Genomic DNA, 13,802 nt, shown 5'->3' on the forward strand with positions numbered 1-13,802 from the left:
AGACACGTCACGTCAACCGCTCCGTCCCGGCGCTCGCCGCCATGGCGGCACTGGCTGCACTGGCGCTGCTCGTCGTCCGGTCGTGGCGGATCGACTATCCGTATTCGATCGACTTCCAGACCTACTGGCTCGCGGGACATCGCCTCGCCGCCGGGGAGGCGGATCGCCTGTTCGACGCCGGCGGCGGACCGGCCTCGGGGATCCCGCTCGAGCTCGCCGCGCACGAGTTCAAGAACCTCCCGATCGTCGCCGTCCCGTTCGCCCCGCTCGCGTCGCTCCCCTACCTCGAGGCGAAGCGGGTCTTCTGGTGGATCGGCCTCGCCGCCCTCGTCGCGGGAGGGACGCTCTCGGGGCTCGGCGGGCTCTCCCCCCGGTTCGGGAGCCCCGCCACCCGGGTGAGCGTCGGGATCGCGGTGACGGCGCTGCTGTCCCCGGCCCACTCCGCGCTCCGCCACGGGCAGACGACCCCGCTCGTGATGCTGGCGCTGGCCGCCTGGCTGTACGGGCGCGATCGCCGCCCCGCGTGGGCGGGGGGGGCCCTGGGCCTCGCGTGCCTCGTGAAGTTCCCGCCCCTGGCACTGCTGGCCCTCGACGCGGTGCGCGCCCGGCTGAAGGCGACCGCGGCCGCGGTCGCGACGATCCTGGTCGCGGTCACCCTGTCGGTCGTCGCATTCGGCGTCCCGCTGCACCGCGCCTACCTCGCCCACATCGGAGGGAACGCGGGCACGGTGATGACCGGGCACAACAACCAGTCGATCGTCGCGATCCTCGCCCGACTGGTCGTCCCGGTCCCCGTGCTGGACTGGACCCCGCGTCCACTCCCCGACGGGATCGGCGCGGGGGCGGTGATCGTGACGCTGCTCCTGTTCGCGCTCGCCGCGCGGACGATCCTCCAGGCCGGTCGCACCCCGCCGGACGAGCTCCTCGAGGTCCCGCTGGTCGCCTCGCTGGGCATCGTCGCCCTCCCCGTCGCGTGGGACCACTACGTGCTCCTCGCGGGGCCGGCGATCCTGGCGCTGCTCGGCGGCCTCCACGCGAAGGGGCTGCTCCTTCGGCCGCGATTCCGGCTCGCCTTCGCGGCGACCTTCGTCGTGCTGGCCCTCCCCACACCCACCGCGTGGCTCGACGGCTCGGAGCCGGCCGGCTTCCTGCGGGCGCTCGCCCTCTCCGGGGACGGGCTCGCCCTCCTCGGGGTCTTCGGCACGGCGATCGTCGCCTCGCGGGTGCGCCGGTGAGGTGGGCGCTCGCGCTCAACGCGACGATCGTCCTTTGCTCGGTCGCGGCACCGGTCGAGGGCGTACCGGGCCCGCTGCGGATGCTCGCCGCGGGACTGCTCGTGCTCGTCCTCCCCGGACTCGGCTGGCTGGGCGCCTTCCGCCGCATCGTCCTCGACCCGACGCGGCTGGCCCTCGCGACCGTCGGGATCTCCGCGGCGAGCAGCGTGCTCGGCTTCGTCCTGCTCGTCGGCACCGCCCGGCCGCCCTCGCCGGGCGGGCTCCTGCTCTGGACGCTGCTCGTGGCCAACGCGGGACTGTGGTCGGTGCGGGGCCCCGGCCGCTTCGACGACCGCGCGCGATGGCGCGACCTCGCGATCGTCGCCGGGGCGGCCTTCTCGATCTTCTCGCTCGCGGCGCTCCACCTGGTGCCGCCCCTCGAGGACCACGACATGGAGGTCCGAGGGACGGCGTGGGGTCTCGCGACCGAGCTGAAGCCCTACTTCCAGACGAACCGCGAGGTCTACCTCCCGCTCGCCCATCCGGTCCTCCTCCACGGCTTCGTGGCGCAGTCGCTCGCGTGGACCGGCGAGATCGAGACGACTCGCGGGTCGTACGAGGCGGCCAAGCGCGCGGAAGCGGCCCGAGGGTCCGGCGCCCCGTTCGACGGGATGGCCGCGTGGCGCGCGGACTACGAAGCGATGGTGCGGCGTCCCGCGCTCGCCGGGACGCGCGCCCCGGGCGTCCTCCTCGCCGCGCTCGCCGCGGCGCTCCTGTTCGACCTCGTGGCGCGGCTGGGCGCGTCCGTCCCCGCCGCGTGGGGGGCGGTCGCCTGCTGGCTGACCTTCCCCGAGACGATCGTCCGCTCCTCGTACGCCGGCTACTTCGCCCCGGCGGTCTTCGCGATGGCCGTCGCCGCGGGGTCGTTCGGCCCGCGGGACGAAGACGACGCGCGCCGGCCGATCCGCCAGTACGGCCCGGCTGCGGCCGCGGGGTTCCTGTGCGCGTGGCTCGACCACAAGACGATCGTCTTCGCGGGCGCGGTGACCGCGTGGTTCGCGTGGCGCTTCGTCGCGACGCGCAGGCTCGACCTTCGCGCCGCGGGGTTGTTCGCCGGGTTCTCGGCGGGAACGCTCGCCTGGTGGGCGTACGGCCTCTCCGTCGACGTGCACGCGTTCGTGCAGGACCACCTGCGGATGCACTTCGCGCACCGGCTGCTCCTCGACGATCTGCGCCTGTTTCCAGGCGGCCAGCGGTACTCCCCCTCGATGCTCGAGTTGTGGGGCCAGTTCTCGTCGCACACCGGGTGGCTGTTCCTCCCGGTCGCGATCGTCGCGGCGTTCCTGTGGCTGCGCCCGCGCGGAGACGACGGGGACGCGCGTCGCACCGTGCTCGCCGTCTGGGCGCTCGGCCACCTCATCGCCTTCACGCTCACCGACTGGCGGCAGACCAAGCACCTCATGAACGGCCTGCTGCCGCTGGTTGCGGCCGCCTTCGTCGCGATCTCCGAAACGCGGCACGTCGCCGTCCGCCGCGCGGCGGTCGGCGCGCTCGTGCTCGCGTTCCTCTGGAACGTGGCCACGGACGTGCGCCTTTTCCGCGACTTCGGCTCGCTCGTCATCCTCGGGGCGAGCGACGTGGATGGCTGGTGAACGGCGCCCCGCGGTTCTCCGTCCTCGTCCCGACGCGGGGCCGCCCCGACCTCGCCGCGGCGTGCGTGGCCTCGGTCCTCGCGCAGGACCACCCGTCGTTCGAGCTCGTGCTCTCCGACCAGTCCGACGACGACCGGACCTTCGCGGCGGCGACCGCGGCGGCGGCGGGGAACCCCCGCCTGACGATCGTCCGGGCTCCCGGACGCGGGCGGAGCCGCGCGCTCAACGCCGGCCTTCCCGCCTGTCGCGGCGCGTGGATCGTGATGACCGACGACGACTGCGAGCCGGAGCCGGGATGGCTCCTCGCCCTCGACCGCGAGGCCGCGCGGGCCCCCGAGCGCGCGGCCATCGTCGGCCGGGTGGTTCCGGGTCCGGTCGAGCCGGGGAAAGCGGATCCGCCGGCGACCCTCGACGAGCCCGAACCCCGCGACTGGCGAGGCCGCGTCGACCGGGACCTCGTTTACCCGAACTTCGCGATCCCGCGCGCGGCCTTCGCCGAGCTCGGCCGGTTCGACGTCCGCCTCGGCGTCGGGACTCCCATCCCGGGGGGCGAGGACAACGACTTCGGCTATCGCCTGCTCCGCTCGGGGTACGCGCTCCTCTACCGCCCAGGCCCCACCGTCGTCCATCGTGCCTGGCGCAGCCACGAGGAGCGTCTCGCCCTCAAGCGGGCCTACGGGGTCGGCCAGGGGGGCTTCTACGCGAAGCACCTCGCCCGCGGCGATGCTTTCGTGGCATGGCGGCTCGCCCGCGATCTCTTCCGGAACGCCCGGGCGGCCGGCGGCGCGGCGATCCGGGGAAACCGGACGGGCGCGCGCGGGCATCTCGCGTATCTTTCGGGGTTGGGGACGGGTCTCTGGCGCATGGGGATCCTGCTCGCCCGCAGGGCGCCGGCGGAGGACCGTTGAGGGGACCGGGAGGAGCGGTCGCGGAGATCGACCTGGCGGCGGACGATCCGCTTCCCGAAGTCCTCGTGTACGCGCCCCTCGCCTACGTGCTCGTCCGCGACGCGGGCCGGCCGGTCGCGCGCCTGGTCCTCGAAGGGGACACGCCGCGCGACCGCGCGACCCTGTTCGCCCGGGCGCGCGAGGTCGCGAGCGTGCTTCCCGCGCCGCACGCCGGCGGGGTCGTCGTCGAGCCGGGGGCCGTCAGCGTGATCGTCGCGACGCGCGATCGGCCGCACGACCTCGAGGCGTGCCTCCTCGCGCTCTCGCAGCTCGCGCCCGGCCCCGGCGAGGTCGTCGTCGCCGACTCGGCCTCGGCCGCCCCGGCCCTCGTCGCGATGACGGCGCGCAAGTACGGCGCCCGCTACGTGCGCTGCCGCCGTCCGGGGCTGTCGATCGCCCGGAACACGGGAGCCCGCGCGGCGCGCAGCGCGATCCTCGCGTTCCTCGACGACGACTGCCGCGTCGAGGCGGGCTGGCTGCGCGCGTTGTGCGAGGGGTTCGGGGCCGACGGCGGCGACGTCGTCACCGGCCAGCTCCTTCCCTCCGAGCTGGAGACCGAGGCGCAGCAGCTGTTCCTCCACTACAGCCACATGGACCGTCGCGGCTTCGTGCCCCGCCGGTTCACGCGCGACAGCCGCGAGTCGAAGCACTGGCCGATCGACGCGTGGCGGATGGGCAGCGGCGGGAACCTCGCGGTCCGGTCCGACGCGTACTGGCAGCTCGGCGGGTTCCGCGCCGACCTCGGGCTCGGGACCCCCGCCCTCGGCGGCGAGGATCTGTTCTTCCTCTGGTCGGTCGTGGTCGACGGCGGCACCGTCGTGTACCGCCCCGACGCCCTCGCCTGGCACCGGCATCACCGGGACGCGGCGGCGCTCGAGCGCGTGATGTTCGGGTACGGCTGCGGCCACTCGGCGTTCATCGCCGCCGCGCGCTCCGCAGGCGCGGCGAGAGGTCGCGTGGCGCTCTACCGCGCCTCGTTCTGGTACGACCGCTTCAAGCGGCTCGGGCGCTCGCTCGCCCGTCGCTGGCCCGTGCCCGCCCACCTCGTCCTTCGCGAGATGGCGGGGTCCCTCGCGGGACGCCACCGCTTCCGGCGCGCGCATCGCGAGGTCGCATGAGCGGCATCCCGGTGCTGATGTACCACTGGGTCAACGACGATCTGGGGAACCACCTCCGCCTGTACGGCGTCGCCCCGGGGGCCTTCGCATCGCAGATGCGCTCGCTCTCGTCGCGCGGTCGCCGCGCGGGGACGCTCGACGATCTGCTCGCGCACGTCCGCGGGTCGACGCCCGCCCCCGACGGGACGATCGTCCTGACCTTCGACGACGGCTACCGCGACAACGTCGAGAACGCCGGCCCGGTCCTCGAGGCGCTCGGCTGGACGGCGACGATCTTCGTCGTCACCGACCGGGCGGGAGGGGTCAACGCCTGGGACGCGCGCTACGGCGACACGCCGAGACCGATCCTCTCCTGGGACGAGATGCGCGCGCTCGACGGGAAGGTCTTCCGATTCGAGCCGCACTCGCGCACGCACCGCCCGCTCCCGACCCTCGACGACGCGCAGGCGGCGGACGAGATCGGGGGATCCAAGCGCCGCCTCGAAGACGAGCTCGGCAGGGCTTCGCGGGTCTTCTCGTACCCGCACGGCGAGTTCAGCCGGCGCGTCGAGGGGTACGTGCGCGCGGCGGGGTTCGAGGCGGCGGTCACCGACCTCCAGGGCCTCAACACCGCCGGGACCGACCCGCTGCGCCTGAAGCGCACGATGATCACCTCGCGCGATGTCGCCGCGACCTACTTCATCAAGTCGTCGACCGGGTACGGCGTCGCGGGGATGTGGGACGAAGGCCTCCGCCGGCTCGCCGGCCGTCCCCCGCGCTGGGAGCGGGCGCGGTGACGCAGGCCCCGTCCCGCGCCGAACAACTCGCCGCCTGGGCCTCGCTCGCCGTCCTCGCCGCCTTCTACGTGAAAACGCTCGGGGTGCCTTCGTTCTGGCTCGACGAGGCGTGGGAGGCGAACTACTACGCGGGATACGAGCCGGAGCCCTGGTACAACCGCCCGATGGCGCTGATGGCGGCGCAGCGGGCGATCGCGACGATCGCCGGGCCTTCGGAGCTGGCGCTTCGCGCGCTCCCGTGCCTGGCGGCGCTCGCCGCGGTCGCGCTCCTGTGGAGGCTCGCGCGGCGACGCCTGGGAGCGACCGAGGCCTGGATCGGCGCGGCGGCGCTGGCCCTGGCTCCTCCATTCGTGCTGCTCGCGCATCAGCTGAAGCACTACCCCTTCGACGCCCTCGCGACGGTGGCGTTGTGGACGGCGCTCGACGCCTGGCGCCAGCGGCGCAGCGCCTGGAGCGCGGCCGCCTTCGCGGCGACGGGATGCGTCGCGTTCGGCTTCTCGTTCACCGCGCCCTTCGCGATCGCGGGATGCGCCGTCGCGGCGCTCGCGGCCTCGCGCGCGGATCGGAGGGGCCTCGGCACCTTCGCGACGGCGTGCGCCGCGACGGCGGCGGTCTTCGCGGCGGTCTACCTCGCGTTCCACGCCGCCGACGCCTCGAATCCCAACACCGTGGACTGGTTCGAGGGGGCCTACCCTCCGTCGGGGGGGATCGTCGCGTGGGTGCGCTGGGCCCTGGCGCAGACCGTGGAGATCGCCAAGCTCCACACCGGCGCCCCGTCGGGACTCGCGCTGGCCGCCGTCGCGGGCGCGGGGCTTCTCGCCGCGCGCGCGGACGGCCGCTGGATCTTCGTCGCGGCCGGCGGCGCCCTCGCGGCGGCCCTCGCGGCGGGCACGTTGCGGATGTACCCGTACGGCGCGGCGCGGACGACCCTCTGGATCGCCCCTGCGATCGCCCTCACCGTCGGCTGCGCCTTCGGGACCTTCGTCGGCGACGGGCGCGCTCGCGCGGCCCGGGCGCTCGTCGCGGCGGCCTTCGCCTATCTGGCCTTCTACCCGGCGCTCCGCGACCTGGGCCCGTACCTCTCGACGGGATGGAAGAAGGAACACCTTCGGCCGTTCGTCGAGACGATCGCGCGCGAGCGTCGCGCCGGCGAGGCGATCTACGTCTACGAGGACGCCCTGTCCGCGTTCCGCTTCTACTGGCGCCGGCTCGGGCGCGAGGGCGTCGATCCCGATCTCGCGATCGCGCCGCGCAGCCGTCTCGACCTCGCGCGGCACCGCGTCGCCGTCGACGCCCTCGCGGAGCGCTACGATCGCGTCTGGGGGGTGTACACGCACGTGAGCCGCGAGGAGATGGACGCGATTCGCGCGGCGCTCGCGGCGCGATACGAGCGGGTCCGCGGGGGCGAGGACGGAGACGCACGCTGGGACCTGTGGGTCCGGCGCGCCGGCGCGGCTCCGTGAGCGCGCGGATCGCGGTCGTCGTGCCGACCTTCCAGCGCCGCGCCCTCGTGACGCGCGCGGTCGCGGCCCTCGCCGCGCAGCGGCCCGCCGGCATCGCGTCGCAGCTCGAGGTCGTGGTCGTCTGCGACGGGAGCACCGACGGGACCGCGCAGGCGCTTCGGGCCTCGGCACCGTCGAACCTCGCGTTGCGCGTGATCGAGCAGGCCAACGCGGGCCAGGCCGCCGCGCGCAACGCCGGCGCCGCCGCGACGTCCGCTCCGGGCCTCCTCTTCCTGGACGACGACATGATCGCGGCGGCGGACCTCGTCGCCGTCCACCTCGAGGCGGCGGCGGCGAACCCCTCGGCGGCGCGTTCGGGCTCGATCGCCGTGGACCCGGGGTCGCCGCGTTCGTTCGTCACCGAGGGACTGCGCCGGTGGGGAGAAAGGCGCGACGCGCGCCTCGCCGGGGCGCCCGAGCTCCCGTGGGACGAGGCGCTGACCGGCCATCTCTACGTCCCCCGGGAGGCGTTCGAGGCCGCCGGGGGCTTCGAGGCGTCGTTCACCGCGAGCGGCGGTTTCGGCGGCGAGGACCTCGAGTTCGGTTGGCGCCTGGCCCGGTCCGGCGTTCCCCTCGCCTTCGAGCCCCGCGCGGTGACCTACCAGGTCTACGCGAAGACCTTCCGCGAGCTCGCACGCGACATCCGGCGCGCGGCGGCGGGGGACGTGCGGCTCGCCGCGCGCCATCCGGAAGCGGCGGTGCGCCTCTTGCTCGGATCGCCGGGAACGCTCCCGCCATGGGAGCGCCGCGCGCTGGCCCTCAGCCGGCGGCACCCGGCGCTGGCGGGCGTGCTGTTCGCGCCGCTGCTCGCGGTGCTCGACGCGGCGTCACGGGCGGGGCGCTGCGGGAACCGCTGGGAACACGCCCACGCGGTCGCCCGGGCGCACCTCTACGGGCTCGGGCTCGTCGACGCCGCGAAGGCGACGCGGTAGAGGACGGCGAGCCCGTCGGACTCGCCGAACCGCGCGACCTCCTCGAGCCACGGCACCGAGGCGGGGTCGAACGCGCCGAGCGCCCGTTCGTGGGAGGTCCACAGGACGTAGTCGAGCCCCCAGCGCGCAACCAGGTCCCTGCGCCAGGCGTCGTCGGTGTCCGCGCCGAAGAACCGCGCGACGTCGCGGCTCTTGGCCTCGCTGTCGATCGTGAGGGAGTAGTGTCCGACGAAGGTGTGCACCCCTGCGAGCCCCGGGACCAGCATCCCGAGCGCGTGGGAGGCCAGCACCGCGTCGTCGGGACCGGTCCTGCGGTCGAGCTCGCTCAGGAGGTCCCGATCCGGGACGGCGATCCAGGTCGGATGGCCGAAGCGTCGCACCTGCCTCCATTCGATGTCGCGGAGGTAATACGGCGTCGCCGCGTGCAGCGGCACCATCACGAGGACCAGGAGCGCGGCGGCGACCCGGGCGCGGCCCGCCATCCTGCTCGCAAGCCAGGGGACGACCCAGGTCGCGAGAACGAACGCCGCCAGCACCGCGATCGGGAGCTGGATTCCCCCGAGGAGCCGGCGCTGGAACCGGAACGGAAGGTGCGCGGCGAAGAGCGAGCCGACGAGCCACGCCGCCGCGACGCGCTGGGCGGGCGTCATCCTCCGGACCCCGAACAGCGCGCCTACGGCGAGCAGGCCCGACGCCCCCAGGGCGAGCGCGAGCTTCGACAGCTCGGGGGTCGTCATGACCGCCTGTTCGTCCATCGCGCGGAAGGCCGGATTGCGCGAGAACAACCACGCGTTCCAGAGGATCGCCGGAGCGACGATCGCCATCGGGATCGCCGACATCCTCAGATCGCGCCACGGGGCGCGGCGTTCGACCGCCGCGGCCAGGAGCGGGTAGAGCCCGAACACCGCGGCGCACGTCACGACCTCGTACGGGTGGAAGAACACGAGCCCGAGCAGCGTCGCGCCCGAAGCGGCGGCGAACCGCGTGGCGGCGGCCCCGCTCCGCCAGGCGACGACCATGAACCCCACCGCGAGGACCTGAAGCGCGAACGCCGCGTCGAAGTGAGGGATCGTCATCGTGCTGAAGAAGGTGCTGATCTCCGGGGTCCACCATCCCGGGCTCGAGACCGGCTCCCAGCCCCGGTTGCGGACGAACCAGTTGTAGGGGCCCTCCCATCCGCCCGAGACCGCGGCCATCGCGAAACACGCGAGCCGGGCGCCGCGGCGCTCGAAACACAGCCCGGCGAACCACCAGAGCGCGGCGAGCAATGCCGCGGCGGCGGCCACGCGCGCGGCGGCGTACACGGCCGGGATCGACGCGCCCGTCACCCCGGCGATCCAACCCAGCGGACCGTAGAAGACGTTGACGTAGAGCTTCCGGTGCTCCTCCACCGTGAATCGGTCGGCGAAGGCGTACTCCCCTTCCTGCCCCTGGCGCATCCAGCCGTAGTACGACAACGCGTCCTCGGCGGACGTGGGCAGGACCCCCGTGTACACCTTCCCGGCGGCATACCCCCGCGACTGGGCGTAGACGGCCCAGGCATGCGGCACCTGCGTGGCGACGATGAACGCCGCTCCGAACGCGACCGCGAGCCACGTCGCCGTGCGCTTGATCACGAGTCCGTTCTTTTCGCCGCGACGAGGATCATCGGACCGAAGTCCCGGTAGGGCGGGATGCCCGCCCGTCCCAGCCGCTCGAAGATTCCGCGAATCACGCGCTGCCCGGGCGTCCCTTTCCACTCCCGCCACGAATGCCACTCGTACCCCGAGGTCGAGGCGATCACCCGCAGCCCCGACGCCGTGAGGAACGCCCTCAGCGAACGGATCTCCGGCTCGCAGAGCGCGTCGAGGTCCCCCTGGTACACGCCGTGATCGAGGACCTTGGGGTGCACACGCTCCCAGCCCAGCGCGGAACGGGCGCTCGACGCGCGGTGCGCGCCGAGCCAGCGACGGAGAAACCGGGCCGCCCCGCCTCCCGCCCGATTCGGGCTGGCCCCCAGCGGTCCCCCGTACTGCGGCGACAGGACCGCGAGGACCCCGTCGCGGGCCAGGACGCGGATCATCTCGGCCAGCGCGACCTCGGGCCGTGAAAGGTGCTCGATCACGGAGATCGCGACCACGCCGTCGAACGACGCCGAAGCGAACGGCAACCGCTCGCCTTCGGCGACCACGACGCGCCCCGGCGCGATCGGGTCCGCCAGGCGCGCCGCCAAGGGGGACAGATCGCACCCGAAGGTCGTCCGGCCCCGTCCCGCGAGCGCCTCGAGGTTGCTTCCCTCGCCGCACCCCACCTCGAGCAGCCGACCGGCCGCGGGGAGGTAACCGTCGAGCAGCCGGTACTCGGCACCGGCCGACGCGGCCTGGCGCACCGTCTCGCGCGCCCGGGCGTAGTAGTCGACGTCCCGCGACCAGAGCTCGCGCAGCAACCGGTCGACCACCGGGTCGCGATTCACGGTTCGGTCCTCGTGGGATCGAGGCTCACGAACACCCGGCGCGCGTGGATTCGCAGGAACTCGCGCTCCTCCCCGTCGAATCCGAGACGCCAGAACAACCCCGCGTAGATCGCGACCCCTCCCCCGGCCCAGGCCGCGAGCGCGGCCAGACCGCCCGGGGCGACCGCGTCCCGCGTCCACCACAAGGCGACGGCAACGGGGAGCCCCGAGAGCACGCCCGGGAGCAGCGCGCGGCGGAGGAGGTCCGCAGCGCCCAGGCCGCACGCCCTCGCGGCGGCCGGGATCTGGACGATCGCCTGGCCGAAGAACGCCCCCACGAGGGCGCCCCACGCCAGCCCCTCCGCGCCCAGCCGCGCGGTCAGGGGGACGCCCAGCGCCAGCGTGATCACCGCCTGCGCCGTCCCGCAGCCGGCCAGCAGCCGCGTCCGCCCCACGCCCAGCAGTACCGATTCGGCGGGGAGGCTCGTCGCGATCACGAGGAACACGGCCGCGAAGACCTGGAGCACGCCGACGGCGTCGGGGGCCCGGCCGCCGAGCCAGTTCGCCTGGATCGGGCCGGCGCCCAGCGAGAGCAGCAACGCCATCGGCAGCGCGACCGTCCACGCGAACTTCGTTCCCTTCACGAGCGATTCGCGCAGGGACACGTCGCGGCGGCTCGCGTCGAGCTCGCTCGCGAGCGGAAACAGGACCGCCGCGAGCGGACCGATCGCCTCGGCGGGCATCGTGGCCAGGCGACGACCCGCCCAGAACGCGCCGACGGCGGGGAGCCCCGCGAAGATCGCGAGCAGCGGCTCGAACAGCCGCGTCGTCGCCACCTCGACCACGTGGCGCAAACCGTTCCAGACGCCGAAATCCACCAGTCGGATGATCTCGGCGGGAACGAAGGCGATGCGAGGGACGACGTCGGGATACGCCCGCGCCAACGCGCGCCAGCGCATCGCGTGGAGGACCAGGCGCGCAAGCAGCTCCGCGCAGGCGACGCCGACGACGCCGTACCCGGACTGGAGGGCGAGGACGATCAGCACGAGCCGGACCAGCGCGTGCACGACCCGGAGCAGGTTCAGCAGGTCGAAGCGGAGCAATCCCTCGAGAAGCGATCCCGACAGGCCAAGGGGGTAGGACACGGCCGCCGAGGCGGAGAGCAGCACGATCGCCGCCCGCAACTCCGGCCAGGCGCCCCGGTCGTCCACGAGGATCGGGACCGCGACGGTCGCGAGGATGCACCCCCCCGCGAACGCGAGGAGCCCGATCACCCCGTACATCCCCAGGGCGGTCGAGGCGAGGCGCCGGATCGCGGGACGGTCCCCGCGGGCCTGGAAGGCCGCCGAGAACTTGAGGACCGCCTCGCGGATGCCGAAGTCGAGCAGTTGGAGCCAGTCCGCCAGGGTGACGCCGAGCGTCCAGATGCCGAAGGCCACGGGCCCGAGCCGGCGCAGGAGGAACGGGGTCAGCAGGACGAACGCTGCTCCCTCGGCGATCGTGCCGAGGTAGGACATGACGAGGATGCGCCCGCTGGTCGCGCCGCGGCGGTACCCCTGCGATGCGGGAGCCGGGTCCTTCGGGCCGTTCATGCGCGGGATCCTTCCCACGCGGCGATCAGGCGTCGTGCGTCGCGCCGCCCGGTGAACAACGCGCGCGCCACCCGCACCCGCCGCCACGAGCGCGCGAGCCCGTCGGCGGGGGCGTGACGCACGAGGGTCGACAGGCAGCGGCGGAGCGCGTCGCTCCAGAAACGCTCCGGCACGCGGTCGCCGAACGACTTCCGGCGCTCCACCCACGCCCCGAGGCCCCACGCGTAGTCGATCTCGTTGCGATCGTGGGCGTGGGCGTCCCGAGGAGGGTGGTGGGAGACGATCGCCGCCGGGACGAAGACCACCGCGCCGCCGGAGAGGAGGATGCGGTGGAACGCGTCGGCGTCCTCTCCTCCCTTCAGGGGACCTCCGGCCCCGAGCATCGGGTCGAACCCCCCGGCCCGGCGCAGGTCCTCGACCCGGAACGCCATGTTCAGCCCGCCTCCGATACGCGAAGGCTCGGTAGGGCCGGAGAAGACGATCTCATCCTCCCCGCCCCAGTCGGTCACCCACGACGGCACGCCGTCCGGGAGCGGCATCGAAGGGTCGGGGCGCATGGGCCCCGTCGCCGCTCCGGCCGACGGGTGGCGCTCGAACGCGTCGCCGAACGCCCCGGCCCAGGCGGGGCGCACGAGGCAGTCGTCGTCGGTGAAGGCGACGATGGGCGTCGTCACGCGCTCGAGCACGGCCTGGCGCGAGGCCCCGAGACCGCGCCGTGCGGGCGCGAACCACTCCGCCCCCGCAGCCCCGGATCGCTCCCGACCGACCGCGGCGAGGGCGTCGTCGCTCTGGTCCGCCACGACGATCGCCCGCGGCGCGGGATCGAGCGCCCGCAGGCTCGCGAGGCATCGCGCCAGGTCGTCCGGGCGATTGCGCGTGCAAACGGCGACCGTCACCTGCGCGGCGTTCACGAGGCGCGTTCCGCGACGACCAGCCAGTTCATCGGGAGGCGAGCGTCGAGGTATCCGAGGAACGCCGCGAGGGGGCCGCGCTCGGCCAGACGCTCCAGCACGCGTCCCGCGACATTGGCGGCGACGAACAACGCGACGGCGATCCAGCCCACCGGCGCGGCGGCGACGCCCAGTCGGCGCCTCGCGGCGATCGCCGCCTCGCGCACGACGGTGTTGAACGCCGCGAACGGGAGGGCCAGCAGCCCGCCCTGGCGGACGATCTCCCGGATCGTGAGGCCCGGGAACAGCGGCGGAAGCTGGGGCCGCCCGAATCGGTGCTCGACGCGGGCGGAATCGTAGGGCCACGCCGCCGGAGCCGAGACGAGGACGGCGCCGCCTGGGCGGACGACCCGTGCGATCTCGCGCGCGAACGCCGCCGGATCGTCGACGAGGCCGAGGAGCTGGGTGGACACCACGACGTCGAACACCCCGTCCGGAAAAGGGAGCGCCTCCGCGCGCGCCACCACGTCCGGGGTGGCCTCCGGGTCGAAATCGACCCGGAGGTAGTCGCGCGTCACGAAGTGCATACGATACGGGGTTCCGCCGCTGCCGACATCGAGGACTCGATCGATTCTGCCCAGCGCGGCCGCGCGAGCGGCGAGGTCGCGGGCGAGGGGGCGGAGGTGCAGGTAGTCGTGTTGCCAGATTCGCGGCCGGCCCCGCGCGTCGAACGTCTCGGTCGGCATCG

General features: G+C 74.1%; 12 protein-coding genes. 7 read left to right on the forward strand and 5 right to left on the reverse strand.

Features of this window, described 5'->3' with window-relative positions; genetic code table 11:
- The first annotated feature begins 41 nt into the window (after window positions 1-41).
- Genes VF139_01705 through VF139_01735 form a run of 7 tightly spaced genes read left to right on the forward strand, consistent with a single transcriptional unit; the run spans window position 42 to window position 8,141 of the window.
- A complete protein-coding gene (locus tag VF139_01705; GenBank protein ID HEX6850092.1) occupies window positions 42-1,235 on the forward strand; it encodes a glycosyltransferase family 87 protein in 1,194 nt (397 codons plus the stop codon).
- A complete protein-coding gene (locus VF139_01710) occupies window positions 1,232-2,866 on the forward strand; it encodes a hypothetical protein (GenBank protein HEX6850093.1) in 1,635 nt (544 codons plus the stop codon). Before VF139_01705 ends, VF139_01710 begins: the two co-directional genes overlap by 4 nt.
- Window positions 2,863-3,774 (forward strand): glycosyltransferase family A protein, encoded by a 912-nt coding sequence (locus tag VF139_01715; GenBank protein HEX6850094.1) that lies wholly within the window; start codon window positions 2,863-2,865, stop codon window positions 3,772-3,774. The genes VF139_01710 and VF139_01715 overlap by 4 nt, the downstream gene beginning before the upstream one ends.
- Entirely contained in the window at window positions 3,771-4,931 is a 1,161-nt protein-coding gene (locus VF139_01720) for a glycosyltransferase (protein ID HEX6850095.1), read from the forward strand. Before VF139_01715 ends, VF139_01720 begins: the two co-directional genes overlap by 4 nt.
- On the forward strand, window positions 4,928-5,707 hold the full coding sequence (locus tag VF139_01725) for a polysaccharide deacetylase family protein (protein ID HEX6850096.1): 780 nt from the start codon (window positions 4,928-4,930) through the stop codon (window positions 5,705-5,707). The genes VF139_01720 and VF139_01725 overlap by 4 nt, the downstream gene beginning before the upstream one ends.
- Entirely contained in the window at window positions 5,704-7,170 is a 1,467-nt protein-coding gene (locus tag VF139_01730; protein HEX6850097.1) for a glycosyltransferase family 39 protein, read from the forward strand. Before VF139_01725 ends, VF139_01730 begins: the two co-directional genes overlap by 4 nt.
- The gene (locus VF139_01735; protein ID HEX6850098.1) at window positions 7,167-8,141 is read left to right on the forward strand and encodes a glycosyltransferase; all 975 of its coding nucleotides are present in this window, start codon (window positions 7,167-7,169) and stop codon (window positions 8,139-8,141) included. The genes VF139_01730 and VF139_01735 overlap by 4 nt, the downstream gene beginning before the upstream one ends.
- On the opposite strand, the gene VF139_01740 is transcribed toward VF139_01735, so the two are convergent.
- Genes VF139_01740 through VF139_01760 form a run of 5 tightly spaced genes read right to left on the reverse strand, consistent with a single transcriptional unit; the run spans window position 8,099 to window position 13,800 of the window.
- On the reverse strand, window positions 8,099-9,757 hold the full coding sequence (locus VF139_01740; GenBank protein ID HEX6850099.1) for a hypothetical protein: 1,659 nt from the start codon (window positions 9,755-9,757) through the stop codon (window positions 8,099-8,101). The genes VF139_01735 and VF139_01740 overlap by 43 nt on opposite strands.
- Entirely contained in the window at window positions 9,754-10,593 is an 840-nt protein-coding gene (locus tag VF139_01745) for a class I SAM-dependent methyltransferase (GenBank protein HEX6850100.1), read from the reverse strand. Before VF139_01745 ends, VF139_01740 begins: the two co-directional genes overlap by 4 nt.
- Window positions 10,590-12,164: an oligosaccharide flippase family protein gene (locus tag VF139_01750; protein ID HEX6850101.1), complete on the reverse strand. Its 1,575-nt coding sequence runs from the start codon at window positions 12,162-12,164 to the stop codon at window positions 10,590-10,592. Before VF139_01750 ends, VF139_01745 begins: the two co-directional genes overlap by 4 nt.
- Window positions 12,161-13,075, reverse strand: coding sequence for a glycosyltransferase family A protein (locus tag VF139_01755; protein ID HEX6850102.1), 915 nt, complete (start codon window positions 13,073-13,075; stop codon window positions 12,161-12,163). The genes VF139_01750 and VF139_01755 overlap by 4 nt, the downstream gene beginning before the upstream one ends.
- Window positions 13,072-13,800 (reverse strand): class I SAM-dependent methyltransferase, encoded by a 729-nt coding sequence (locus VF139_01760; protein ID HEX6850103.1) that lies wholly within the window; start codon window positions 13,798-13,800, stop codon window positions 13,072-13,074. The genes VF139_01755 and VF139_01760 overlap by 4 nt, the downstream gene beginning before the upstream one ends.
- Window positions 13,801-13,802: the final 2 nt, after the last annotated feature.

Source organism: Candidatus Polarisedimenticolaceae bacterium, from assembly GCA_036376135.1.
Lineage (GTDB): Bacteria > Acidobacteriota > Polarisedimenticolia > Polarisedimenticolales > DASRJG01 > DASVAW01.

What these genes read in the sequence shown, in the direction of transcription:
- VF139_01750 (HEX6850101.1), bottom strand. Translation starts at nt 12,164, where the DNA reads ATGAACGGCCCGAAGGACCCGGCTCCCGCATCGCAGGGGTACCGCCGC.
- VF139_01705 (HEX6850092.1), top strand. Translation starts at nt 42, where the DNA reads ATGGCGGCACTGGCTGCACTGGCGCTGCTCGTCGTCCGGTCGTGGCGG.
- VF139_01760 (HEX6850103.1), bottom strand. Translation starts at nt 13,800, where the DNA reads ATGCCGACCGAGACGTTCGACGCGCGGGGCCGGCCGCGAATCTGGCAA.
- VF139_01725 (HEX6850096.1), top strand. Translation starts at nt 4,928, where the DNA reads ATGAGCGGCATCCCGGTGCTGATGTACCACTGGGTCAACGACGATCTG.